Below are 23,042 nucleotides of genomic sequence, written 5' to 3' on the forward strand. Positions count from 1 at the left end.
TCGCGGGCTACGCCGGGGCGTCGCTCGGTACGGGGGCGGCGCAGCCCGGGTGGCCCCAGCGGGTGCCGAGCTTGGTGATCTGGTCACCGGCCGCGTACGACCTGCCGCAGGGGCAGCTGCCGGGGAACTTCGCCTTGATCGAGCCGCCCCGACCGCGCGCGGGCTTCTTGGCTCCGGCTCCGGCTCCGGCTCCGGCTGCGGGCTTGGTACGGGGCGCGGAGGCACGGGCAGGAGCGGGTACGGGGAGCGAGGCGTTGCCGAGGGCGGTGCCGGCCGCCTGCTGGCTGACGGCGGCATCACTGGCGGCCTGGTCGGCGATGGCGTTCAGCAGGTCGCCGTCCTCTCTGTGGGCCGGAACGTAGCGGAATTCGACGTCCCGCTCGGCCAGCAGCGCGTCGATCCGCTCCACGAGCTCCCGGTTCGCGACGGGTTTGCCGGCCGCGGTCTTCCACCCGTTGCGCTTCCAGGCCGGGAGCCACTGGGTCACCGCCTTCATGGCGTACTGGGAGTCCATCCGGACCTCGACGGCCGTTCCGGGATCCAAGGACTCCAGCAGGCGCTGAAGGGCGGTGAGCTCGCCCACGTTGTTGGTGGCCCGGCCCAGGGGCCCGGCTTCCCAGCGCTCGGGGCGGCCCTGCGGGTCGGCGACGACCCACGCCCAGGCAGCCGGTCCGGGATTCCCCTTCGCCGCGCCGTCGCAGGCGGCAATGATGCGATCTGACATCCCCCGATCATGCACCGCGGCCGCCCCGGCACAAATTCGGCTCGGCATTCCGGCCGACCGGGAGGCGGAACGGGCTGGTAAGCATCGGCGCCGCGGCGCTGTGCCGGACGACCGCTCCGCTCGATTGCACAGTGGCGGCGATGGTCCCATAGTCCGAGGTATGGACGCGCGCGAAGAGGCGCTCCGACGAGCCTACGGCCACGCCACCCGGTGGCTGTCGAGCCTGGACGACCGCCCGGTTCCCGCCCGCGCTTCGGTCGACGAGATCGTGCGCGCGCTGGGTACCGGGCTGCCGGACGGTCCGAGCCCGCCGGCCGATGTGGTCGACCTGCTGGCCACGGCCTGTGAGCCGGGGCTCACCGCGTTTCCCAGCGGCCGCTTCTACGGGTTCGTGATCGGCGGCACCGAACCGGCCGCCCTGGCCACGGACTGGCTGGTCAGCGCGTGGGACCAGAACTGTGTGATGCGGGCCGTCTCGCCCGCGTACGCGGCGGTGGAGGACGTCGCCGGCGGTTGGCTGCTCGACCTGCTCGGTCTGCCGGGCGACAGCGCCGTCGGCTTCACCACGGGTGCCACGATGGCGAACTTCACCTGCCTCGCCGCCGGGCGCGACGCGGTGCTGCGCCGCGCGGGCCGGGACGTCGCCCGCGACGGACTCGCGGGCGGGCCTGCGGTCCGCGTCCTCGTGGGTGAGGACCGCCACATCACCGTTGACCTGGCGTTGCGCTATCTCGGGCTCGGCAGGCCGGAGCCGGTGGCGTCGGACGGTCAGGGCCGCATCGTGCCGGAGGCCCTGCGGAGCGCGCTGGCGGCCGGCGGGCGGATTCCGACGATCGTGGTCCTCCAGGCCGGAGACATCCACTCCGGCGCCTTCGACCCCTTCGTCGAGACGGTCCGTGCGGCGCACGCGTCGGACGCGTGGGTGCACGTGGACGGCGCCTTCGGACTGTGGGCAGCGGCGTCGCCGCGGTACGCACACCTGACGGCGGGCTGCGCGGACGCCGACTCCTGGGCGACGGATGCCCACAAGACCCTGAACGTCCCGTACGACTGCGGGCTCGCCGTCGTGCGCGACCCGTCCGCGGTCCGGGCGTCCATGGGCCTGCAGGGTGACTACCTCATCCAGGACGAGTCCGGCGACCCCATCGACAAGGTTCCCGAACTCTCCCGGCGCGGCAGGGCCTTCACCGTGTGGGCCGCGCTCAGGTCCCTCGGCCGGTCGGGAGTGGCCGACCTCGTCGAGCGGCTGTGCCGGCACGCCCTCGCCTTCGGTACGGGCATCGCCGGGATCGACGGCGCGAGCGTGCTCAACGATGTGGTGTTCACCCAGGTGTGCGCCGAGTTCGGCAGCGACGAACGCACCGAAGCGGTGCTCGCCCGGTTGCTCGCCGACGGCACTGTGTGGATCAGCGGCTCGACGTGGCGCGGCCGTCGCGTCATGCGGATCTCGGTGAGCAACTGGTCGACGACGGACCGGGACGTGACGCGTGCCCTCACCGCGATCCGTCGCGCGTCGGCCGGTTGAGATCGCGGGTGGAGAGCGCCGCCCGAGAGTGCGCCCTGACGCCGATGTTCTTCGCTGGGGTGCTGGTGTGAAAGTGCAAAGAGTTCTCCAAGCGCGCATCTACAGAGAGCAACAAGCCCCTTCCGTACGGGCTCATATGCCGCCAATGTGGGGATATAAGGCGCAAATCGCTGTACGTGACGGACCTCATTCTGTGTGCATCACCATTGCTCGCAGCGATTGCGTTTGCGCATAGTTGCCGGTGCTATGCCCCAGCAGCACCGAGCGAAACGGACCTTGGCATGACCCTCCAGCCCACTCCGCCATGCGCTCCCGGCCCTGGGCGACTCAGATGAAGACCGCGTCCGAGCGGCTGCGCGCCGGGCTGGCCGCCGGTGCGGTCCTCGTCACCCTGCTGTGGGCCGCCCAGGTGCACCCCTCCGCCCGGCCCGACGAGCTGATCGGGGCCGCCGCGCACCTCAGCGGGCTCCTCGCCGGTTACGGCATCCTCGTCATGCTCTTCCTGATGGCCCGCGTACCGGCCGTCGAGCACGGCGTCGGCGCCGACCGCCTCGCCCGCTGGCACGCCTTCGGCGGCCGCTGGGTCCTGGTCCTGTGCGGTGCCCACGGACTGTTCGCCCTCGTCGTGTACGCTCTGCGCACCGGGACCGACCTGCTGACCGCCACCGGGGCCATGTTCCGCTACCCGGCCCTCATCGCCGCGTTCGCGGGAGGCGCCCTGCTCGCGGGCGCGGGACTGATCTCCGTCCGTGCCGTACGCCGCCGGGTCTCGCACGAAGCCTGGCGCGGCATCCACCTGCTGACCTACCTCGCCGCCGCGCTGGGATTCGTCCACCAGCTGGCCGGCCCCGACGTCGCCGTGACCGCCTTCACCGCCTGGTTCTGGGCCCTGCTGCACACCGTCGTCGGCGTACTGCTCGCCTGGTACCGGGCGATCGTCCCGGTCCGCCAGGCCCTGCGGCACGGACTGCGCGTCGCCACCGTGGAACACGAGGGCCCCGGCGTCGTCTCCGTCACCATCCAAGGGGACAGGCTCCGCGAACTGCGGGCCGAACCAGGCCAGTTCTTCCGCTGGCGCTTCCTGCGGGGCGGCCTGTGGCACACCGCCCTGCCGTTCTCGCTCTCCGCGCCCGCCCGCGACGACCGCCTCCGCATCACCGTGAAGGCCCTCGGCGGGCACTCCCGCAGGGTCCGCGGGCTGCGTCCCGGCACCAGGGTCCTGGCGACCGGCCCGTTCGGCGCGCTCACCGAGCGGCGCCGCACCCGCCCCAAGGTGCTGCTGATCGCGGGCGGCATCGGCATCACTCCGATGCGCGCCCTCTTCGAGTCCCTGCCCGCGAGCCCCGGCGACCTCACCCTGCTCTACCGCGCGGGCGACGCCGACCAACTGGTCCTGCGCGAGGAGCTGGAGGCCATCGCCTCGTCCCGCAAGGCCGCACTGCACTATCTGGTGGGCCGCTCCGACGCCGCGTACGACCCGCTCGCGCCCCAGGCGCTGCGCGCCCTCGTCCCCGACCTGGCCGACCGCGACGTCTACCTCTGCGGGCCGCCCGGCATGGCCGACGCCACGACCACGTCACTGCTCAGGGCGGGCGTCCCGTCCGCACGCATCCACTCAGAGTGCTTCACCTACTGAGGACGCCGATTCTCCGATGAACCAGTACTCCGCACCCCGGGAGCCCGCGCATCTGCTGCCGCCCTCGCCTGCTTCCGAGCCGCATCCGCGGGCCCGCCGGGCGGCCGCCCGGCACCGGAAGTCCGCGCCCTCCCGACGGCTCGCCGCCGGGCTCGCCCTGGTCAGCGCGGTGGCCGCAACGCTCATCACGGTGACCGTCGACCCGGCCGCGCCGGGCCCGGACACGACGCCGAGCACGCAGCTCGCACGCTGAGCACGCAGTTCGCGCGCTGATCGCCGTCGCTCCGGTCCGGCGCACCGGCCCGTGCCCGTACGGTCAGAGCGTTTCGCTCAGCGAGTCCGCCAGCCTGCTCCGGGCGGTCCGGGTCGCCGGCACCAGCGCCGCCACCACCGCTCCGAGCACCGCTCCGGCGACCACCACCGACAACACGGGCGCCGAGGGGAACCGTGCGATGCCCGCGCCGATCCCGCTCGATGCGCCCTGCGCGTCCACGAGCCAGCCACCCGACAGCACGCCCAGGACCGTCCCCACCACGGCGGCAGCCAGCGCGGTCAGTGCGGCGGCCGTCACGATCATCGCGCCGATCTGCCGGGGCGTCAGCCCGATCGCCTTCAGTGCGAGCAGGTCCCGGCCCCGGTCTCGCACGCCCGTGCTGATCAGTGTCAGCAGTTCCGTCAGTCCGATCAGTGCAAGCACCGCGATCAGGGCGGCGATCACCGCGCGCGCCGGCTCCAGCCGGTCGGCCGGATTGGGCGTCTCCCGGATCTCCAGGGTCCCGCCCGCCGCCGTGGCGATCGCGGCGCTCACCGTCCGGGGGTCCGCGCCCTCGCGCAGCACCAGGGCGTGGAAGCCGGGCCGCAGCGCCGGATCGCGCTCGCGCAGTGCGTCGAGAGTCGTGGTGATCACCCGGCCCCCGGATTCGGGTTCGATGGAGCGGCCGACCAGGTGCAGGATCTGCGGCCGCCCCTCCACGGTCATCCGCACCCATGCACCGACGCGCACCCCGAGGAGATCGAGCAGCCCTTGCCCGGCCACCGCCTCGTCCGGGCCCTCGAGCGCGCGCCCTTCCACCACCGTGGAGGGGTAGGGGGAACCGGCCGTGCCCAGCCCGCGCAGCGTGATGGTGCCGGTCTGGCCCGGTACGAGCGCCGCCACCTCGGCACCGGGATGGACCTCGGCGACATCCGGGGCGGCCGCGAGGATCTTCTCCAGTTCCGCGTCGGAGGCTCCCGCGGGCTGTTCGGCTCGTACGGTCAGCGCCGCGGGCAGCCCCGTCTGTGCGGGCCGGCTGCGGAACTGGTCCAGCGTCGACCAGGCTACGAGCGCGACGGTGATCAGCACCAGCGGCAGGGCGAGGCGGGCCACTGGTACGAGCGTCCGGCCTCGGCGCGGAAACGCCGCGCGCCATCCCAGCACCAGCGCGGGAGGCACGCGCATGCCGAGGGCGCGCCTGCCGAGCGCGGTCATCGGCGCGGCGGACGGCAGGGCGGCACGGGCCACCGGCACGGGTGGCACCCGTCCGGCCCGCCAGGCCGACAGCCCGGTGGCGGCCGCGATCAGCAGCACCGCACCGCAGGGCACTCCGATCATGAGCCCGGTGTGACCCGGCAGGTCCTGCCACACCGCCGCCGCCTCACCGATGCGCCCCGGTATGCGGGCGCCGAGCACGGCGATCGCCGTCGTGCCGAGGGTCACGCCGAGGAGGGCGAAGGCCAGGTGCTGTACGAGGAAGCCGCGGGCCACCTGGCCGGGGGTGAAGCCGATGGCCTTGAGGATCGCGATGTCCCGTAGCTGGCCGCGGACCCGGGCGCCGATGGCGCCGGCCGCGGCGAGCGCCGCCGCGAGCAGTGCTCCGAGCCCGAAGACGGCGAACACCTGGCCGAGGAGCCGGTCGTCGCCGCCCGCCTCGGCGCGTGCCTGCTGCCACTTGGTCACCTGGGCCACCCGGTCGGCGCCGAGCACGGTCACGGCGCGCTGGACGATGAAGTCGGTGTCGTCGGGATCCGCCAGGCGTAGGCCCACGCTCTGCCCGGTGGTCCCGTGGGCGATCTCGTCGAGGGCCGGGTCGAGCACCCAGCCGGTGCCGGCCGCGCCGCCCGGGTGGTAGCGGGGTTCGGCCACCTCGGCTATGCCGCTCACCCGCAGTGCGTGCGGGGCGCCGTCCGGTCCGGTGACCCGTACGGTGTCGCCCGGCTCGGCCCAGAGCGCCCGCGCGACCGAGGCCTCCAGTACGACGGCACCAGTGGCGGTACCCGGACCCGTACCCGTACCCGTACCGGCGTCCGGGCCGGTACGGGTACCGGACTCCGGACGGCTGAGCCAGCTGCCGGCTGTGACGAGCGGCCGTCCCGTCTCCGGGGGTGCCGCGGCGGCCGCGCGCAGCGTGACCCCGGCCCGCGCGCCGTGCGCCTCGACCGTCGTCGCCGTCGTGCGGTAGGGGCCGGAGAGCGCTGCGACGCCGTCGAGGCCGACCAAGGCGTCCGTGTCCGCCCCCGCGCGGGTGTGCAGCCAGATGTGGGCGCCGTGGGACTGGTTGAAGATCCGCTGCCAGGGGTTGGCGGCGTAGCTGAACAGCGCGCCGGCCAGCAGGAGCGAGGCGATGATCCCGGCGCTGGCCAGTACCACGAAGAGTGCTTCGCCCCGGTGTGCGCGGAAGTCGGCGTGTGCCCAGCGCAGGGTGGCCCGCACGGTCACCGCTTCGGTTCCGGATCCAGGTCCAGTACCCCGGAGACGCCGCGGACCGGCCCGCGCCGTCCGCCGTCGAGATGTGCGTCGTCGGCTATGCGCCCGTCGAAGAAGCTGATGACGCGGTCGGCGGCACTGGCCATCCGGGCGTCATGGGTGACCATGATGATCGTCTGGCCGCGCTGGTGGAACCGGGAGAGCAGCCGCAACACCTCGCGGGTGCCCTTGCTGTCGAGGCTGCCGGCCGGTTCGTCGGCGAGCAGGATCGCGGGGTGGTTGACGAGTGCGCGGGCGAGCGCGACCCGCTGCTGTTCGCCTCCGGACAGCTCGCCGGGCATCGACCGCTCGCGGCCTTCGAGGCCCAGTTCGGCGAGCAGTTCGGCGCGGGATGCCCGGGCGGCCTTCGGGGAGGCTCCGGCGAGCAGGGCGGGCAGTTCGACGTTGTCGGCGACGGTCAGGTTGGAGACCAGGTTGAAGAACTGGAAGACGACGCCGATGCTGCGGCGCCTGAGGGCCGCCCAGCGTGCCTCGCGGTACTCGTCCACCCGCTCTCCGGCGAGCCACAGCTTCCCGCTGTCGGGCCGCTGGAGTCCGCCGATCAGGTGCAGCAGTGTGGACTTGCCCGCTCCCGACGGTCCGGTGACCGCGACGAACTCCCCCGGCTGGACGGACAGGGCCACCCCGCGCACGGCGTGCACCGGCAGGCCTTCGCCGTGGTGCGTCTTGGCCAGGCCCTGGGCACGCACGATGGGCACCGCACCAGCGGCGGCGACGGTATCGGTATCGGCGGGCACGTCCGGAGCCGTGGTGGCGTCGTCGCTCATTCCAGCTCCTCCTGACAGCGTTCCAGCCAGTCGAGATCGGCCTGCAAGTGCAGCATGGCGCCCTCGATCAGCAGTTGGGAGATCTTGTTGTCGCGGTCCTCGGCCGCGGCCAGCTTGGACAGGTCCCGCATGGTGTTGAGGTACTGCCGCCGCTGCTTGTTGATCAAGGCGACGGGGTCGGCCAGGCCGGACTGCGGTGCGAGCGCCAGCTTCATGAAGAACTCGTCCCGCACCCGGGGTTCCTCGGCGGTCTCCTCGAACCAGGCCAGCACGGCCTCGCGCCCGGCGTCCGTCAGCTTGTACGTACGCTTGTTGGGCCGGCCCGACTGCTCGACGTCCTCGCCTTCGATGAGGCCGCTCTTCTCCAGCCGGCCGAGGGTGACGTAGATCTGGCCGACGTTCGGCTGAGGGTACGCGGCGCCCAAGAGCTTCTCAAGGTCTTGCTTCAGCTCGTAACCGTGCGCAGGGCTACGGGTGAGGAGCGCAAGGAGCGCCAGCCGCACTCGCTCCCCCTCCTTCCCGCTCCGTAGTCAACGGTTCACTCGGCAACGGGCCGGGTGGCGCCGCCCTCCGGCTCGTCTGCCTGGACGTCTAGTATCGCCCATGCCTAACGGGTATATATAGGCCACGGTGGTCGGCGGCGCAGCCGGATCGAGCACTGCGTCGTGCGCTGGGAGGAATCTATGCGGTGGACACGTGCCGCGGGTAGAACTCTTCTGGTGGCGGCGGTGGTACTGGCGGGATACGCGGGTTTCGGCGTCCGCTCCGACGCGGGCGCGGCCTCCGCGGGCCGCGGTCCCCTGACGCTCGTGACGGCGGGCGATCTCACCGACTACCTCCCCCCGCTCCTCGACGACTGGAACGACGCCCACCCAGGCGAACGCGTCACGCTCGTCGAACTGCCCGACTCGGCCGACGAGACCCGGGCGCAGATGATCAGCGAACTGCGCTCGGGCCGCGACCGGTTCGATGTGCTGAACATCGACGTCGCCTGGACTTCGGAGTTCGCGGCGGCGGGCTGGATCGCCCCGCTCGACCGCGGCCGCTTCCCCCTGGACGCCTTCCTGCGCCCGGTCGTCGACACCGCGACGTTCGACGGCCGTCTGTACGCGGTCCCGTACGTCACCAACGCGGGACTGCTCTACTACCGCAAGGACATCCTGGACCGGGAGGGCGAGCAACCGCCGCGCACGTGGGCCGAGCTGGCCCGCCAGGCGCGCACGATCGCCCCGAAATACGGACTGGACGGGTACGCCGGCCAGTTCCTCCCGTACGAGGGCCTCACCGTCAACGTCACCGAGGCAGTGCACTCGGCGGGCGGTTCGATCCTGCGCGACGACGGCGCACGGGTGACGGTGGACTCCGACGCGGCGCGCACCGGACTGCGCTTCCTGGCGGACGGCGTACGGGACGGCTGGATCTCCCGTGACGCGCTCGGCTACAAGGAGGAGGAGTCGCGGCAGGCCTTCCAGGACGGCCGGCTCCTCTTCCTGCGGAACTGGCCGTACGTGTACGCGGACGCCGGGGCGAGCGGCTCGAAGGTCGCGGGCAGGTTCGGCGCCGTGCCGCTGCCCGGACCCGACGGGCCCGGCACCAGTGTGCTCGGGGGCTCCGACCTCGCCGTGAGCAGCCATGCGCGCCATCCCGCCTCCGCCGCCGATCTCATCTCCTACCTGACCAGCGAACGGGTCCAGCGGCAGGTGCTGACCAAGGGCTCGCTGCCACCGGTGCGCGCCGCGCTGTACGAGGACCCCGAGCTGGTCCGCGCGTACCCCTACCTGCCCACGCTCCGCCAGAGCGTGCTGTCGGCGGTGCCACGCCCCAAGAGTCCGCGCTACGACCAGGTGAGCCTCGCCGTGCAGGCCGTGGCACAGGACGTGATGGCGCTGCGCCAGACGCCGGAGCAGGCCGCGGCGCGGCTCGCGCGCGAGCTCGGACCCCTCTCCCGCAGGGGCTGACCACCCCTTTTCGCGACCTTTCCGAAGGGCCTCTACTTACATGTTAAGTAGAGGCCCTTCGTCGTGCACGCGGGCATACCTGCACAAACCATCCCAGCTTTTCGCTGTTTCCGGACACATCGTTGACACCTTCTAGTCGCTGCTACTTAACATGCATGCATAACAGCGCACCCGATCTGGGGCGCTCTCGCATTCAGCAGAACAGGTCGACGCGAGATGCTCAGCACCCTTCCGGCCGACTCCGGCCACCCCTCCCGTACCGCCACCGCACCGGCCCCCTGGTGGCGCGACGCGGTGATCTACCAGGTCTACGTCCGCAGCTTCCTCGACAGCACCGGCGACGGCATCGGCGACCTGGCCGGCGTCCGGGCCGGACTCCCCTACCTGCGCAAGCTCGGCGTCGACGGCATCTGGCTCAGCCCGTTCTATCCGTCCCCGCAGCACGATCACGGCTACGACGTCGCCGACTACTGCGGGGTCGACCCCGTCTACGGCGACCTCGCCGAGTTCGACCGGCTGGTCGCGGACGTCCACCGCCTCGGGCTCAAGCTGCTGCTCGACATCGTCCCCAACCACTGTTCGAGCGAGCACCCGTGGTTCCGCGCGGCGCTCGCCGGTGCGCCGGGCGGCGCACAGCGCTCCCGTTTCCACTTCGCCCCCGGACGCGGTCCGTCCGGGGCCGAGCCGCCCAACAACTGGCGCGCGATGTTCGGCGGTCCCGCCTGGAGCCGCGTCCAGGAGCCCGACGGCACTCCCGGCGAGTGGTACCTGCACCTGTTCACTCCCGAGCAGCCCGACCTGAACTGGCGCGACCCGGCCGTCGGCGACGAGTTCGAGCGGGTGCTGCGCTTCTGGCTGGACCGCGGTGTCGACGGCTTCCGCATCGATGTCGCCGCCGGACTGTTCAAGCATCCCGAACTGCCCGACTCCGAAGACCCCGGAGCCGACGAGCGCGCCCGCGACGCCGTCAACCAGCTGGCCTGGAACCGGCCCGAGGTGCACGGCGTGTGGCGCCGCTGGCGCGCGGTGTGCGAGGAGTACGGCGTCCGGGACGGCCGGGAGCGGCTGCTGGTCGGCGAGGTGTCGGTGCCGACCGCGCGCGAGCACGCCGCGTACGTCCGCCCCGACGAACTGCACCAGGCCTTCTTCTTCGACCTGCTCAGCGCGCCCTGGGACGCCGACGCCTTCCGCGCGACGATCACCGAGGCGATACGGGACATCGCCGGCACCGGCTCCACCGTCACCTGGGTGCTCAACAACCACGACCAGGTCCGTACGGTCACCCGCTACGCGGGCGAGCCCGGGGTGGAAGGCAGCGGGCTGGGAGCCGCCCGCGCCCGCGCCGCCGCCCTGCTGATGCTCGCACTGCCCGGTGCGGCCTACGTCTACCAGGGCGAGGAGCTCGGACTGCCCGAGGTCCTCGACCTGCCGGACGAGGTCCTCACCGATCCGATCTTCCACCGCACCGGCAGCCGCAAGCACATCAGGGACGGCTGCCGCGTGCCGCTGCCCTGGTCGGGCCACGCCTCCCCGTTCGGCTTCAGCCAGGGCGTGCCCGGCGCGAGACCGTGGCTGCCGCAGCCCGAGTGGTTCGCCGAGCACTCCACCGACCGGGCCCTGGCCGACACCCGTTCCTTCTGGCACCTCTACCGCGAAGGCCTCCAGCTGCGGCGCAGCCTGCCGCAGCTCGGCGAGGGCACCCTGCGCTGGCTGGACGCGCCCGCGCAGGTGCTCGCGATGGCCCGCGGCGACGGCCTGGTCTGCGCGGTCAATTTCGGTACGGAGTCGGTGCCCGCCCCCGTCGCCGGGACCCCGCTGCTCGCCAGCGGCCCCTGTCCCGACGGGGTGCTCCCCGCGGCGACCGCCGCCTGGTGGACGGCCGAGTGCCCGACGCCGTGAACCGCGGCCCCCGGCACACCGGACCGTTCCCTCAGCCTCCCCTCTTCCCCGAACCCGAACCCGCAAAGGACCTCATCATGCGACGAACCGGCAAGACGACCCGGCGCACCGCGGCCACCGCATCGGCGGCCCTCGCCCTCGCTCTCGGCGCCACCGCCTGCGGCACCACCACCGGCCCCGCGAGCGGCGGCGAACTCAGCGGCCAGACCGTCACCGTGGCCGGTGTCTGGACCGGCAGCGAACAGAAGAACTTCAAGAAGGTCCTGGACGCCTTCACCGCGAAGACAGGCGCCAAGACCGTCTTCGTCCCCTCCGGCGACAACGTCTCCACCTTCGTCGGCAGCAAGATCGAGGGCGGCAACGCGCCCGACGTGGTGATGGTCCCCCAGGTGGGCGTGCTCCGGCAGTTCGCCAAGGAGGGCTGGCTCCAGCCGCTGTCCGACGAGGCCGCCAAGACGGCCGGCTCCTCCCTCGCCCCGGTGTGGAAGGACTACGGCAGCGTCGACGGCACGTACTACGGCCTCTACTTCAAGGCCGCACACAAGTCGACCGTCTGGTACGCCCCCCAAGCCTTCGCCCAGGCCGGCGTCGCCGCCGAGCCCAAGAGCTACTCCGACCTGCTGAAGGCGGGCCACACCCTCGCCGACTCCGGCCGCCCGGCCTTCGCCATAGCCGGCGAGGACGGCTGGACCCTCACCGACTGGTTCGAGAACATCTACCTCTCGCAGGCGGGGCCGCAGAAGTACGACCAGCTCGCCCAGCACAAGCTCAAGTGGACCGACGACAGCGTCGTCAAGGCGCTGACCACGCTCGGCGACCTGTTCAAAGACAAGCAGCTCGTGGCCGGCGGCGCCCAGACGGCCCTCGGCACCGACTTCCCCTCCTCGGTCGAGCAGGTCTTCGGCCCCGAGCCCAAAGCGGGCATGGTCTACGAGGGCGACTTCGTGGGCGGGATCGCCAAGGACCAGTTCGGCAAGAAGCTCGGGGAGGACGCGAAGTTCTTCCCGTTCCCCGCGGTCGACGGCGGTACCGCGCCGGTCGTCAGCGGCGGTGACGCGGCCGTCGTCCTCAAGGACGGCAAGAACGGCAAGGCCGGCATGAAGCTCCTCGAATTCCTGGCCGGCCCCGACGCGGCCGAGGTCTGGGCCGGCGCGGGCGGCTTCCTGTCCCCGAACACCAAGGTCGATCTCGCCGCGTACGGCGACGACACCACGCGCGACACCGCCAAGTCGCTGGTCGCGGCGGGCGATTCGGTCCGCTTCGACATGTCGGACCAGGCTCCGGCCGCATTCGGCGGCACCAAGGGCGCGGGCGAATGGAAGCTCCTCCAGGACTTCCTGCGCGACCCGTCGGACGCGCAGGGCACGGCGGCGAAACTCGAAGCCGAGGCCGCCAAGGCGTACGGGAACTGAGGCGGCCCGCCATGGCTGACACCCTGACCGCCGACAGCGGGACTGCCGACCGCGGGACTGCCAGGAGCAGCACCGCCGCCGGCACCCGTACCACCCGCCGCCCGGCGAACCCGCGGCGCCTGGCCCGGCGGAGGAAACGCCGCCTCGCGATCGTCTTCGTACTGCCCGCCCTGCTGCTGCTCGGTGCGCTGGTCGTCTACCCGGTCGTCTTCTCCGTCGGCCGCAGCCTCTTCGACGCCGACGGCGACCGGTTCGTCGGGGTCGGCAACTATGCGGCGATCGTCCACGACCCGGCCACCCTCAAGGCGATCCGCAACAGCACCATCTGGGTCGTCGTCGCCCCCCTCCTGCTGACCGGGCTCGGGCTGATGCTGGCCGTGCTCACCGAGAAGGTGCGCTGGGCGACCGCGTTCAAGCTGGTCCTCTTCCTGCCGATGGCCGTGTCGTTCCTCGCCGCGGGCATCGTCTTCCGCCTCGCCTACGAGCAGGACCCGAACCGGGGCGTGCTCAACGCGGTCGTCGTCGGCGTCCACGACACCTTCGACGACGCCGCCGTCTATCCGACGGCCCGTATCCGGGAGGGCCGGGGCCTGACCGGCCGGGCGGGAGGCCCGTACAGCACCGAGAAGGGCGTACGGACCGGGGGCTCGGTCAGTCTCGGCTTCGTCGGGGTGGCGCCCGACGCGATGCCCGGCGGCACGAAGGCCGCCGCCGCGGCGGCCCCCGCCGCGGACGGGATAGGCGGCGTCGTGTACCTCGACTTCGCCCCCGGCGGCGCGGGCACGCCGGGCAAGGTGGATCCGGGTGAGAAGGGCCTGCCCGGCATGACGGTCGAGGCCGTGCGGGACGGCCGGGTCGCCGCGACCACGACAGCCGCCGACGACGGGTCGTTCCGCTTCACCGGGCTGGCCGACGGCGAGTACACCGTACGGCTGCCCGCGGCCAACTTCGCGGCCCCCTACCAGGGCGTGAACTGGCTCGGACCGGCACTGGTGACGCCCGCCATCATCGGCGCCTACCTGTGGGTGTGGACCGGTTTCGCGATGGTTCTGATCGGCGCCGGACTCGCTGCGATCCCGCGCGACGCGCTGGAAGCGGCGCGGATGGACGGGGCCAGTGAGGGCCAGATCTTCCGCAGGATCACCGTCCCCCTGCTCGCGCCGGTACTCACGGTGGTGTTCGTGACCCTGGTGATCAACGTGATGAAGGTCTTCGACCTCGTCTACATCATCGCGCCGGGGCCGGTCCAGGAGGAAGCGAACGTACTGGCCACGCGGATGTGGCTGGTCTCCTTCGGAGGCGGCAACGACCAGGGGCTCGGCAGCGCACTGAGCGTGGTGCTCCTCCTGCTGGTCGTCCCGGCCATGGTCTTCAACATCCGGCGCTTCCGAAGGAGCGGAGCATGAGCAGCCACAGCACCGTAGAACGACGCCGCCCGTCCCGCCTGTTGGGCAGTTCGCTCGTCCAGGGGCTGCTGATCCTGGTCGCCCTCGTATGGATCACACCGCTCGCGGGCCTGTTCCTCTCCTCGATGCGCTCCGAGCGGGACAACGCCTCCGACGGCTGGTGGACCGCGCTGGCCGATCCGTCGCAGCTGTCCCTCGACAACTACAGCGCCCTGCTGCAGGACTCGGGCATCGCGCAGGCCTTCGGGAACACCGTCCTGATCTCCGTTCCCACCACCGTGCTGGTCGTCGGCATCGCGGCACTCGCCGGATACGCCTTCGCCTGGCTCGACTTCCCCGGCCGCGACGGCATCTTCCTGGTCGTCGTCGGGCTGCTGGTGGTACCCGTACAGATCGGGCTGCTGCCCGTGGCCAAACTCTTCGGGGCGGTCGGGCTGTTCGGCACGATCGCAGGCGTCGTCCTGTTCCACGTCGCCTACGGGCTGCCGTTCGCGGTGTTCCTGCTGCGCAACTACTTCTCCGAGATCCCGGGAGAGATGCTGGAAGCCGCCCGGATGGACGGCGGCAGCGAGTGGCGGATCTTCTTCCGGCTCGTGCTGCCGCTCGGCCGGCCGGCCATCGCGAGTCTGGCCATCTTCCAGTTCCTCTGGGTCTGGAACGACATGCTCGTGGCGCTGCTGTTCGCGGACAGCGGGTCCCAGCCCCTCACGGTCGCGCTGCAGTCCCAGATGCGGCAGTTCGGAAGCAACATCGGCGTCCTCGCGCCGGGTGCCTTCCTGTCCCTGGTGGTCCCGCTCGTCGTCTTCTTCGCCTTCCAGCGCCACTTCGTCCAAGGCGTGATGGCGGGCTCGGTGAAGTGACCGGCCCCGCCTCCGGGCGGGGCCCTCGCCTCCCTCGGCACCGGCCTCGAACGCCGGGCCGACGCGCAGCACCGCGTCGGCACGGCGCCGCCTGCCGCGAGGCCGAGCCCGGAGTCGTCCTACAGGGGGTCGTCACGCATCGTCTCGTCGCGGATCACATTGCGGTGTGACTCGTAAACGAGCCTCGCATCATCGCTCGGGAGCGCCTCGGTGGCGAGGCCGCAGGCACATGTCACGACGGTGAGGCCGCGGGGCGTGCGCAGTGTGTGCCCCTGACTGCTCAAGGCTTCACCGGTGGGGTTCTCGTACCGGAGGTTGTGGCGGTACTGGGGCTTGCCGGTGTGTCCCGGGATACTGCCGGTGCTGTCGGTGCTCGTCAGGTCAACGGTGGAGGAGTGCTCGCTCATGCCTCCAGTGTGGCCGCCCGCGAGCGACACCAGCCGTTCCGACCCCACGTCACCGAGATCTGCGCGTCATATGCGCATTTACGGGCAGGGCCGAGCCGGTATCCGCCTCCCGGGTCGCGTCACCGCGTGCCGGAACGCAGGATGGGGCAGGTGATGACCGTTTTGGTGGTCGGCGTACCCGATGGCGAGCAGCTTGAGCTTTTGCGCGCCGGTATCCAGCGCAATCCGCACTTCCGGGTCCTGTCGCATGCCCACGACCCCGTCGTCGCTCTCACGCATGCCCGACTCCTTCTCCCCGACATCACCGTCCTGTCCCTGCCCTCCGGGCTCGACAGCCTCGACGCGGACCCGGGCGTTCTCAGCCTGTTCCACGGGGTGCGCTCCCTGGACCCGCCGAGCGGGGTGGTGCTGCGGACGGCCGCCGACCGGATGCCCCGTGCCGTATCCGGCCTTGCGGTCGAGGGCGCCGTCCACGTCGTGCACGAGGGAGACTCCGAAGCATTGATGCGAGCCCTGCGCACGATCGGACTGCGCCGGGCCAGCTGCGACCCCGACGAGATGCCCTGACCTGACCTGGCTTGCCGCTGGGGCTACGGTGGACGAACGAGTCAACGGGGAAGGGCCCGACCGGGGCGTGCCGGTCGGGCCCTCTCTGCTGTGCTCCTGCCGGCTCGCGCCGGTCGCTGCGGTCAGACGGTCGCCGGGGCGCCGAGCATCGCGGAGGCCTGTTGGAGCGGGCTGAGGCCGCGCGTGGGTGTGTCGGCCCGGGGAAGGCCGCGGCACGTGAATCCCAGCTGGGTCATGGCCCGCAGGACTTCGCCGACACTGAAGTCACGCCGGTCCTGGCGGGTGACGGCCTGGCCGACCTGCTTGACGGGGTAGATGCGGCGGCCGATGACCACGGATTCACCGGTGACCGGCTCGGGCTTGATGCCCTTCATCGTTTCCAGGACGCCGCTCTTGGTGAGCTCGAACGGGAAGCGGGCGATGACACAGCGCATGATGCCTCACAGGGGAAGAGAAGTACGGTCCGTCCGCGGCGAGGCGGTTCAGCGTGCGAGGGCGAGGCCGCGGACAGGGGTGCCCGGAGCACTGCCCTGTTCGTCGGCGACGGGCAGGGGATCGAGCCGCCGGCCGCCCACCGCATGCCCGGCCGCTGCCCCGGCCATCGCGGTGAGGGGCGAGGTGAACGGCCTGTGCTCGCCGAGGATGTCGCGCAGCCGGACCCGGTCCGTGTACGCGTCGCTGCAACGGGCGGCGGCGAGCTGGGCCGGGGTGACCAGGCCGGTGCACAGGCCGTCCTCGTCGCAGACCAGCAGATGTCCCGCGCGGGCACTGGCCATGACGGACAGGGCCACTTCGACCGTCATGTCGTCGCCGACCTGCGGGCAGGCCTGATCCGTGTCCTCGTCCGCCGTCCTGTGCGCGGGGTCGGCTCCCGCCGTGCGGGATTGCATCTGGAGCAGCGTCAAAAGGTGCCTCCTGCAGAGATGGGTCGGCTTTCTGGTCACGTGCTCTCAGGCCGCCGGATCGGCGGAACGCCGTCCGCCCACCCGCCTGGAACTCGCGGCGGAGCCGCGTCGACCGCGGGAGGTGGCGCTGCGCCCGGACCGCTCGGACACCGGCGCGGTGATGGTGACGGGGATGCCGGAAGGAGCCTGCGCGCCGGTGATCCTGCTCAGGGATTCCTCGCCCGATCGGACCTCGGTGGTCTGCGGGACGATGCCGGCGGCGGCCATGAGGCGGCTCATGTCGCGGCGCTGGTTCGGGGTGACGAGGGTGACGACGCTGCCGGACTCGCCGGCCCGGGCGGTGCGTCCGCCGCGGTGAAGGTAGTCCTTGGGATCGGTGGGCGGGTCCACGTTGACGACGAGGTCGAGGCTGTCGACGTGGATGCCGCGTGCGGCGACGTTGGTGGCGACCAGCACGGTGACATGCCCGGTCTTGAACTGGGCGAGGGTGCGGGTGCGCTGCGGCTGCGACTTCCCGCCGTGCAGGGCAGCGGCCCGGACACCGCTGCTCAGCAGGTCCTGGGTCAGCCGGTCGACGGCGTGCTTCGTGTCCAGGAACATCATCACCCGGCCGTCGCGCGCCGCGATCTCCGTCGTCGTCCGGTGCTTGTCGCTGCCGTGGACGTGCAGTACGTGGTGTTCCATCGTGGTGACTGCACCGGCCGAGGGGTCCACCGAGTGCACGACGGGGTCGGTCAGGTACCGGCGCACCAGCAGGTCGACGTTGCGGTCCAGGGTGGCGGAGAAGAGCATCCGCTGGCCCTCGGGGCGCACCTGGTCCAGGAGCGCGGTGACCTGGGGCATGAAGCCCATGTCGGCCATCTGGTCGGCTTCGTCCAGGACGGTGATCGCGACGTGGTTCAGCCGGCAGTCACCGCGGTCGATGAGGTCCTTGAGGCGGCCCGGGGTCGCGACGACGACTTCGGACCCGCCGCGCAGTGCTCCGGCCTGCTTGCCGATCGACATTCCGCCCACGACGGTGGCCAAGCGCAGCTTGACCGCGCGGGCGTAGGGAGTCAGCGCCTCGGTCACCTGCTGCGCGAGCTCACGCGTCGGTACGAGGACGAGGGCGAGGGGCTGGCGGGGCTCGGCCCGCTGTCCGGCGGTACGAGCCAGCAGCGCGAGGCCGAAGGCCAGGGTTTTGCCGGAGCCGGTGCGGCCGCGGCCGAGTACATCGCGGCCCGCGAGGGTGTTGGGCAGGGTGGCTCCCTGGATCGGGAACGGCACGCTCACGCCCTGCGTGCCGAGGGCGGTCAGCAGCTCCCGGGGCATGTCCAGGTCGGCGAAGGTCTCGACGGCAGGGAGAGCGGGGGTGATCGTCTTCGGCAGAGCGAACTCGCCCTGCACCGCGGCGGGCCGTCGGCCGTAGCCGCCCGAGCGGCTCGGGCCGCCGCCCGAACGGCTGGGGGCGGACGAGCCGAAGCGGCTGCTCCGGCCGGAACCGGCGGTAGCGCCGAAAGCAGGGCCGCCTGTACGGCTGCGGGTGCGAGCGGTGCGGTTGTTCGTGCGTGCGGGGTTCATTCAGAACCTTCCTTGATGCGGCGCGTATCAAGGAATTCCAGCAGCGGAAAAACAGCGCGGGGAATCGCAAGAACGGGCCGAATGAAATGCGGTAGCGAAACTGCGCCGCAGGCAGAGTCCGTGCGGGCGCAGGCGCTGAAACAGGTGACGCCGGGGTGAAATTCCGGTCTGCATCCTGGATGGAATCCCGCAGGCGAACCCACTGCGGGAGGTGTTGCCTGTGGCTGGGGCCCGCACCCCGAGGGATGCGGGCCCCAGCTACAGAGTGCGCGCCGCCGTCAGGCGGGAAGGATGTTCTCGGCCGTCGGGCCCTTTTGGCCCTGCGCGATGTCGAAGGTGACCTTCTGGCCTTCGACCAGCTCACGGAAACCCTGGGTGGCAATGTTCGAGAAGTGGGCGAAAACGTCGGGGCCGCCACCGTCCTGCTCGATGAAGCCGAAACCCTTGGCCGCGTTGAACCACTTCACTGTGCCAGCCGGCATGCATGTCTCCTTAGGGGCAGTACATCGGGATCCGCACTGCACGGATGCCGTGTCGCCGCGATGATGCCCCGTCCGGAAACTGTCCGGAAATATAAAGTGCTTCGATCGACGCGGAGGCCGACCGGAGGCGCTTGAAGTTTTGTGGGTACCACAACTGCAACTGAGATCGACAGTAGCACGCCGCGGCGTCCGATGGGGGATGAAGGATTTCAAACCCGTGGGCCACGGAAACAAATCCACTCGCTGGGCTTGCTGAAATCTCAGTCTGCGGGCACAGATATTCGTCCGCCCCAAGTGCGGCGTCTCCCCTCCTTCGATCGCGGGAATCAGGCGCTCACCAGGTCACGTGCAGGGTCTCGGGTGATCTGTGGATGAAGGGTGGGGCGCATGGACGGCGGCGGGCGACGTGGGTCCAGCCGCAGACCTGGCCGGGCTGCGAGAACAGCTACGGCGTCACGCGGAGCTGGGCGCGGGCCGGGCCGGATCCCAGGAAATTGTGCGGCGAGCACGGCGGCCCCGACCAGCAGCTTCGTCCCGCCCAGGGGAGCCGCCGTGCACCGCCGGAGGGACGTCGGCAGGATCCAGTCCGACGGGGCCCGCCAGCGCAGGTGGCGCCGATGTCCTCGATCTGTCTCACCAACCCGGCACTTCCCCGCCGAGCAGCGGGTCCGGATCCGCAGCTCCCGGTAGGAGCAGCGCTGCGTGCCTCCTCCTCGGCAGCCCTCCCCCGACACGTCAACAAGCCGGTCGCCTACGGTCCACGGGTTCACCGGCCGTTGGCAACGCGGAATCACAGGCCCACCAGGGCAAGGATCCTGTCCATCTCCGCGGATGGCAGGTCGGGGTTACCAGCTGCGGCGGTCGCGACGAACTCGGATGAATCGGCCAGCAACCGCGTCAGGTCCTGCGCCGGAAGCCGGGGATGGGCCGCTACCAGGCGGCGCACGGTTTCGTCGGGGTCGGATGCAAGACGGCGCACGGATTCCACCGGCAAGTCGAGATCTCGTGTGGCCAGCTGCCTCATCCTCGGGTCGGGATCGGTCGCCAGACGCCGAAGGACGTCCGCCGGGAGGGGGAAGTCGTCGGCCGGGCGCCACGCGGCTCTCTTGTAGGGGCGGTAGCCGCGGTCGATGCGCTCGGCGGTCGCGGGATCGATCTGGTCACGCGCGTGCAGAGCCATCGTCGTGCGGACGTCGCTCTCCTCGTCGTCGAGCAGCCGGGCCACGATCGGCGCGGGGAGGTGGTCGGACATCGCGGCCGATGCGCGGAAGCAGGCATACGGCGAGTCGACGTGGGGCAGGGGGGCCGCGGTCACCCACGGCAGGCGCAGTCCCCGAAGTTCCGCACGCGCAATCTCGCCCATGATCTCGCGTTCGAGGGCGTCCTCGTCCAGGTCCTGGTGGTCCGCGAGCCAGTCCAGCGCAGGCACGTCCGACAGGATCCGCGCATGGATCGCGGTGCGGGTCGTCTCCGGGGTGTCCTGCCGGGCGAAGACACGGACGGTGACCCGCGGATCGGGATCCTCACCGAGCTTGTCACGCAACGCCGGCGGGAGGTCCGGGTGCCCGGCGAGTTCTCCGCGCACGTCGTCGTCCGGATCGCCGGCCAGCCAACGGGCGGTGTCGTTGTCCAGCGTGCAGTGGCGTACCGCTCCGGCGCGCGTGACCGGGTCGGCCAGCAGGGCCGGGACCAGGTCGGCCGGCGGAACCGGATGAGGAATCCGCCGGTAGTAGGTCGCACAGGCTCCTGCACGTACCGAGTCGTCGGGATCCGTCAGCAGGAGCCGGCGCACCGGTTCGGGTGCCTGCGTCCACCACTGGGCAAGCGTCGCCCGGACCTTCGGCACTGGATCGACCGCCAGCCAGTTGCGCAGATCCGCCGGTACGTGATCGCTGTGCGCCAGTTGTTCGCGTACCTGCGGGTCGGAGTCGTCGAGCAGCCGCTCGAATCGGCGTGCACGAGGCAGCGATGCGCCTGCGTGCCGCGTACCCGGACCGACCATCGATCTGGGCCGCTCACCTGCACGTGGGCGCTTGAGCGTTCGGCAGGGGACAGCGGAGGTACCGCGGAGGGCGCTGCGCCGCAGGCGAAGACCCGCGTGCCGGTTGAGGACCGGCACCGCCGGAGCGCAATGGGTGCGGCCGCGCTCGGCCGTCTGCAGTGGCGACAGCCGGTCGGGCAGGGCTCTCATGTCACCAGGTGGAGCGACGTTCCCGCGATGCCCAGTCGTACGCTCTGACCCCAGGTCAGTTCCAGGGCGTCGCTCTCCATCCCGTCGCCGAACACCACGATCCGGTCCGACTCCACGGTCAGCCGCAGCCCCTGTCCCCGCCCCAGCTCACCGGCGACCCTCGTCGTTCCGGTCGCGGGCGAGGGCCAGGCTTCCCGTACGAACCACAGGAGGCGCCGCTCGCCGGGTGCGGGCAACCCGGCGGAGCTGCCGCGCTCCAGCCACAGCGAACGCAGCCAGCCGGTGGCGCCCGTGCCGGTGCCCACCAGCACCCCGGAGGATGCCTGGGCCTCACCCTGTCCCTCGTCGCCGTCGGATCCCAGGCGGTAGCGGGCCGTCTGGTGACCGGGCGAGCCCAGATAGATCTCGTTCAGCGCGAGAAGTCGCTGGGTGTCGTCGGCGACGGCCTCGACCATGGTGAGCTCCTCCGCCCGGCCCCCGGCGGCGGTCGCCGCACGCAGCAGGGCGGCCGTGTCGGCGCAGCGGTGACGGACCAGGACCCCCGGGTTTCGCCCCGGATCGGTGTCGATGCCCACAACCGGCTGTCCGCGCAGGTACTTCGCGGTGTTGGCGACCAGGCCGTCCTGGCCGACCACGACCACCACGTCCTCCGGGGCGAACAGGAAGCGGTCCAGGTCCGCCCGCTCCACCCGGGCGCTGCGCCAGGTGAGCGGCACCGCCGCCGCCACCTCCCGCAGCGCCTGCCGCGTGCGCTCGTGGCGGCGGACCACCTCGTCGATCGACCGGCCCCGGCTGGAAAGGAAGAACGCGGCCTGCCCGTGCGTCCCGTGCCGGGCGAGCAGCTCCTCGTACTCGGTCCTGCGGTGCACGAGCACCGCCCGCGGGGCCAGGCTCACGCGCCCGCGCCGCCTTCCGGACGTCCGAGCTTCGCGAGGAGCCCGGTGAGGACGTCAGGAGAGAGCGTGATGCTCTCGATCCGCGGCAGGTTCTCCGCCAGCCGGGTCGCCGCCAGGGCTTGCAGCGTGCCCGGGCCGGCTTCGTCGTGCACGCGCAGCCACGCAGCCTGAACCTCGGCGCGCGCCGCGCCCGTCTCGCGCGCCGCCTCGGCGTCGGCGTGGGCGAGGCGGACCTTGCGGGCCGCCTCGGTCTCGGTCCGGATGCCGTCCGCCTCCGCCTTCTCCTCGGCCTCGCGGCGGGCGTTGGTGCCGCGCTGGTCGATCAGCTGCTCCTCGCGCCTGGCCAGTTCGATCTGGCTGGCCAGCTCGTTCTCGGCGATGGCACGCTCACGCTCGACGGCGACAGCCCGCCGTTCGTAGGTGGCCCGGTCCGCCTCCTGCTGGATCTGCTCGCGGGCCGGGGTGCGCAGGGCGCGCTCCACCTCGGCCTCCGGGCGGATCGCCACGACCCGCACGGCCACCACGTCGATGCCGGTGGCCGGGAGTCTGGGCTCGGCGGCGAGGCCGGCGGTGACGCTCCCCCGCACGGAGGCGACGCCGTCCACCAGGGCGGCGGCCAGCGGAGTCCGGGCCAGTACGTCCAGCGTGTGCTGCTGCGCGGTCTCGGTGAGGAGGGTGGCGATCTGCTCCAACGGGGCTCCGCGCCAGCTCCCGGTGTCCGGGTCGACGGAGAAGTCGAGTCGGGCCGCGGCTTCCGCCGGGTCGCTGATCCGGTAGGTGACGGTGGCCTGCACGGCGACGTCCTGGAAGTCGGACGTACGGGCGTGGAACGCCATGGCCAGCTCCCGGTCGTCGACCGGCACTTCGGACAGCGCCGCCGACAGCGACCGGTACCAGAAACTGAGCCCCAGCCCGTCGTGGACGAGTCGGCCGCGCTTGTGGTGGCGGATGTGAGTGGTGGGCGCGGAGCGCAGATGACGCCAGCCGAAGCGCCGGGTGATGTCGGCCATGGCGAACCCCCTTCATTTCGTCGATGTGACGATAACAAGGTCGCCTTCATATCGTCAAGGGGACGAAAAGAGGGGTGCCGCCGGCGGGCGAACG

The 23,042-nt window shown here is 71.7% G+C and carries 21 protein-coding genes; 9 read left to right on the forward strand and 12 right to left on the reverse strand.

What is annotated here, in order from left to right:
* Positions 1-7 precede the first annotated feature (7 nt).
* A complete protein-coding gene (locus tag ACFXGI_RS33640) occupies positions 8-724 on the reverse strand; it encodes a ribonuclease H (protein ID WP_384715131.1) in 717 nt (238 codons plus the stop codon).
* Between the two features lie 160 nt (positions 725-884).
* On the opposite strand from ACFXGI_RS33640, the gene ACFXGI_RS33645 reads away from it, so the two are divergent.
* The 3 genes from ACFXGI_RS33645 to ACFXGI_RS33655 all read left to right on the forward strand — a co-directional run bounded on the left by ACFXGI_RS33645 (position 885) and on the right by ACFXGI_RS33655 (position 4,138).
* A complete protein-coding gene (locus ACFXGI_RS33645) occupies positions 885-2,249 on the forward strand; it encodes a pyridoxal phosphate-dependent decarboxylase family protein (RefSeq protein WP_384715134.1) in 1,365 nt (454 codons plus the stop codon).
* Positions 2,250-2,580: 331 nt separating this feature from the next.
* The gene (locus ACFXGI_RS33650; protein ID WP_384715137.1) at positions 2,581-3,885 is read left to right on the forward strand and encodes a ferric reductase-like transmembrane domain-containing protein; all 1,305 of its coding nucleotides are present in this window, start codon (positions 2,581-2,583) and stop codon (positions 3,883-3,885) included.
* Positions 3,886-3,901: 16 nt separating this feature from the next.
* Positions 3,902-4,138 (forward strand): hypothetical protein, encoded by a 237-nt coding sequence (locus ACFXGI_RS33655; protein ID WP_384715140.1) that lies wholly within the window; start codon positions 3,902-3,904, stop codon positions 4,136-4,138.
* A 63-nt stretch (positions 4,139-4,201) separates the two neighbouring features.
* Here ACFXGI_RS33655 and ACFXGI_RS33660 read toward each other — a convergent pair whose 3' ends face one another.
* From ACFXGI_RS33660 to ACFXGI_RS33670, 3 genes are read right to left on the reverse strand one after another with little or no spacing between them, the layout of a single operon-like run.
* The gene (locus ACFXGI_RS33660) at positions 4,202-6,574 is read right to left on the reverse strand and encodes an FtsX-like permease family protein (protein WP_384715238.1); all 2,373 of its coding nucleotides are present in this window, start codon (positions 6,572-6,574) and stop codon (positions 4,202-4,204) included.
* A gap of 2 nt (positions 6,575-6,576) precedes the next feature.
* Positions 6,577-7,395 (reverse strand): ABC transporter ATP-binding protein, encoded by an 819-nt coding sequence (locus ACFXGI_RS33665; protein WP_384715143.1) that lies wholly within the window; start codon positions 7,393-7,395, stop codon positions 6,577-6,579.
* Entirely contained in the window at positions 7,392-7,898 is a 507-nt protein-coding gene (locus tag ACFXGI_RS33670; RefSeq protein ID WP_384715146.1) for a PadR family transcriptional regulator, read from the reverse strand. Before ACFXGI_RS33670 ends, ACFXGI_RS33665 begins: the two co-directional genes overlap by 4 nt.
* A gap of 180 nt (positions 7,899-8,078) precedes the next feature.
* Between ACFXGI_RS33670 and ACFXGI_RS33675 the strand changes: the two genes are divergently transcribed.
* The 5 genes from ACFXGI_RS33675 (at position 8,079) to ACFXGI_RS33695 (ending at position 14,930) form a co-directional block, all read left to right on the forward strand.
* On the forward strand, positions 8,079-9,353 hold the full coding sequence (locus ACFXGI_RS33675) for an ABC transporter substrate-binding protein (RefSeq protein ID WP_384715149.1): 1,275 nt from the start codon (positions 8,079-8,081) through the stop codon (positions 9,351-9,353).
* Positions 9,354-9,569: 216 nt separating this feature from the next.
* Positions 9,570-11,252: a glycoside hydrolase family 13 protein gene (locus ACFXGI_RS33680; protein ID WP_384715152.1), complete on the forward strand. Its 1,683-nt coding sequence runs from the start codon at positions 9,570-9,572 to the stop codon at positions 11,250-11,252.
* 77 nt (positions 11,253-11,329) lie between these two features.
* Positions 11,330-12,664: an ABC transporter substrate-binding protein gene (locus ACFXGI_RS33685; RefSeq protein ID WP_384715155.1), complete on the forward strand. Its 1,335-nt coding sequence runs from the start codon at positions 11,330-11,332 to the stop codon at positions 12,662-12,664.
* An 11-nt stretch (positions 12,665-12,675) separates the two neighbouring features.
* Positions 12,676-14,070 (forward strand): ABC transporter permease subunit, encoded by a 1,395-nt coding sequence (locus ACFXGI_RS33690; protein ID WP_384715158.1) that lies wholly within the window; start codon positions 12,676-12,678, stop codon positions 14,068-14,070.
* Entirely contained in the window at positions 14,067-14,930 is an 864-nt protein-coding gene (locus tag ACFXGI_RS33695; RefSeq protein ID WP_384715161.1) for a carbohydrate ABC transporter permease, read from the forward strand. The genes ACFXGI_RS33690 and ACFXGI_RS33695 overlap by 4 nt, the downstream gene beginning before the upstream one ends.
* A gap of 119 nt (positions 14,931-15,049) precedes the next feature.
* Here ACFXGI_RS33695 and ACFXGI_RS33700 read toward each other — a convergent pair whose 3' ends face one another.
* Complete coding sequence (locus ACFXGI_RS33700; protein WP_384715164.1) at positions 15,050-15,337, reverse strand: hypothetical protein; 288 nt, start codon at positions 15,335-15,337, stop codon at positions 15,050-15,052.
* Positions 15,338-15,490: 153 nt separating this feature from the next.
* On the opposite strand from ACFXGI_RS33700, the gene ACFXGI_RS33705 reads away from it, so the two are divergent.
* Positions 15,491-15,904: a hypothetical protein gene (locus ACFXGI_RS33705; RefSeq protein ID WP_384715167.1), complete on the forward strand. Its 414-nt coding sequence runs from the start codon at positions 15,491-15,493 to the stop codon at positions 15,902-15,904.
* A gap of 122 nt (positions 15,905-16,026) precedes the next feature.
* On the opposite strand, the gene ACFXGI_RS33710 is transcribed toward ACFXGI_RS33705, so the two are convergent.
* The 7 genes from ACFXGI_RS33710 to ACFXGI_RS33740 all read right to left on the reverse strand — a co-directional run bounded on the left by ACFXGI_RS33710 (position 16,027) and on the right by ACFXGI_RS33740 (position 22,948).
* Positions 16,027-16,338: an SCO5918 family protein gene (locus ACFXGI_RS33710; protein ID WP_384715170.1), complete on the reverse strand. Its 312-nt coding sequence runs from the start codon at positions 16,336-16,338 to the stop codon at positions 16,027-16,029.
* Positions 16,339-16,386: 48 nt separating this feature from the next.
* Complete coding sequence (locus ACFXGI_RS33715; protein WP_384715173.1) at positions 16,387-16,809, reverse strand: CBS domain-containing protein; 423 nt, start codon at positions 16,807-16,809, stop codon at positions 16,387-16,389.
* A 45-nt stretch (positions 16,810-16,854) separates the two neighbouring features.
* Positions 16,855-18,369 (reverse strand): DEAD/DEAH box helicase, encoded by a 1,515-nt coding sequence (locus tag ACFXGI_RS33720; RefSeq protein WP_384715176.1) that lies wholly within the window; start codon positions 18,367-18,369, stop codon positions 16,855-16,857.
* Between the two features lie 278 nt (positions 18,370-18,647).
* Positions 18,648-18,851, reverse strand: coding sequence for a cold-shock protein (locus tag ACFXGI_RS33725; RefSeq protein ID WP_384715179.1), 204 nt, complete (start codon positions 18,849-18,851; stop codon positions 18,648-18,650).
* Between the two features lie 790 nt (positions 18,852-19,641).
* Positions 19,642-20,853, reverse strand: coding sequence for a hypothetical protein (locus ACFXGI_RS33730; RefSeq protein WP_384715182.1), 1,212 nt, complete (start codon positions 20,851-20,853; stop codon positions 19,642-19,644).
* Between the two features lie 185 nt (positions 20,854-21,038).
* A complete protein-coding gene (locus ACFXGI_RS33735; protein WP_384715185.1) occupies positions 21,039-21,938 on the reverse strand; it encodes a hypothetical protein in 900 nt (299 codons plus the stop codon).
* Positions 21,935-22,948, reverse strand: a complete 1,014-nt coding sequence (locus tag ACFXGI_RS33740) for an SPFH domain-containing protein (RefSeq protein WP_384715188.1) — start codon at positions 22,946-22,948, stop codon at positions 21,935-21,937. The genes ACFXGI_RS33735 and ACFXGI_RS33740 overlap by 4 nt, the downstream gene beginning before the upstream one ends.
* Positions 22,949-23,042 lie beyond the last annotated feature (94 nt).

It is taken from the genome of Streptomyces sp. NPDC059355 (genome assembly GCF_042752335.1).
GTDB lineage: Bacteria > Actinomycetota > Actinomycetes > Streptomycetales > Streptomycetaceae > Streptomyces.

Bases quoted from the DNA above. Each gene is read 5' to 3' on its own strand.
- ACFXGI_RS33725 (WP_384715179.1), bottom strand. From the start codon at position 18,851: ATGCCGGCTGGCACAGTGAAGTGGTTCAACGCGGCCAAGGGTTTCGGC.
- ACFXGI_RS33710 (WP_384715170.1), bottom strand. From the start codon at position 16,338: ATGCGCTGTGTCATCGCCCGCTTCCCGTTCGAGCTCACCAAGAGCGGC.
- ACFXGI_RS33655 (WP_384715140.1), top strand. From the start codon at position 3,902: ATGAACCAGTACTCCGCACCCCGGGAGCCCGCGCATCTGCTGCCGCCC.
- ACFXGI_RS33690 (WP_384715158.1), top strand. From the start codon at position 12,676: ATGGCTGACACCCTGACCGCCGACAGCGGGACTGCCGACCGCGGGACT.
- ACFXGI_RS33650 (WP_384715137.1), top strand. From the start codon at position 2,581: ATGAAGACCGCGTCCGAGCGGCTGCGCGCCGGGCTGGCCGCCGGTGCG.
- ACFXGI_RS33680 (WP_384715152.1), top strand. From the start codon at position 9,570: ATGCTCAGCACCCTTCCGGCCGACTCCGGCCACCCCTCCCGTACCGCC.
- ACFXGI_RS33675 (WP_384715149.1), top strand. From the start codon at position 8,079: ATGCGGTGGACACGTGCCGCGGGTAGAACTCTTCTGGTGGCGGCGGTG.
- ACFXGI_RS33695 (WP_384715161.1), top strand. From the start codon at position 14,067: ATGAGCAGCCACAGCACCGTAGAACGACGCCGCCCGTCCCGCCTGTTG.
- ACFXGI_RS33685 (WP_384715155.1), top strand. From the start codon at position 11,330: ATGCGACGAACCGGCAAGACGACCCGGCGCACCGCGGCCACCGCATCG.
- ACFXGI_RS33705 (WP_384715167.1), top strand. From the start codon at position 15,491: ATGACCGTTTTGGTGGTCGGCGTACCCGATGGCGAGCAGCTTGAGCTT.
- ACFXGI_RS33730 (WP_384715182.1), bottom strand. From the start codon at position 20,853: ATGGTCGGTCCGGGTACGCGGCACGCAGGCGCATCGCTGCCTCGTGCA.
- ACFXGI_RS33645 (WP_384715134.1), top strand. From the start codon at position 885: ATGGACGCGCGCGAAGAGGCGCTCCGACGAGCCTACGGCCACGCCACC.
- ACFXGI_RS33665 (WP_384715143.1), bottom strand. From the start codon at position 7,395: ATGAGCGACGACGCCACCACGGCTCCGGACGTGCCCGCCGATACCGAT.
- ACFXGI_RS33700 (WP_384715164.1), bottom strand. From the start codon at position 15,337: ATGAGCGAGCACTCCTCCACCGTTGACCTGACGAGCACCGACAGCACC.
- ACFXGI_RS33740 (WP_384715188.1), bottom strand. From the start codon at position 22,948: ATGGCCGACATCACCCGGCGCTTCGGCTGGCGTCATCTGCGCTCCGCG.
- ACFXGI_RS33720 (WP_384715176.1), bottom strand. From the start codon at position 18,369: ATGAACCCCGCACGCACGAACAACCGCACCGCTCGCACCCGCAGCCGT.
- ACFXGI_RS33640 (WP_384715131.1), bottom strand. From the start codon at position 724: ATGTCAGATCGCATCATTGCCGCCTGCGACGGCGCGGCGAAGGGGAAT.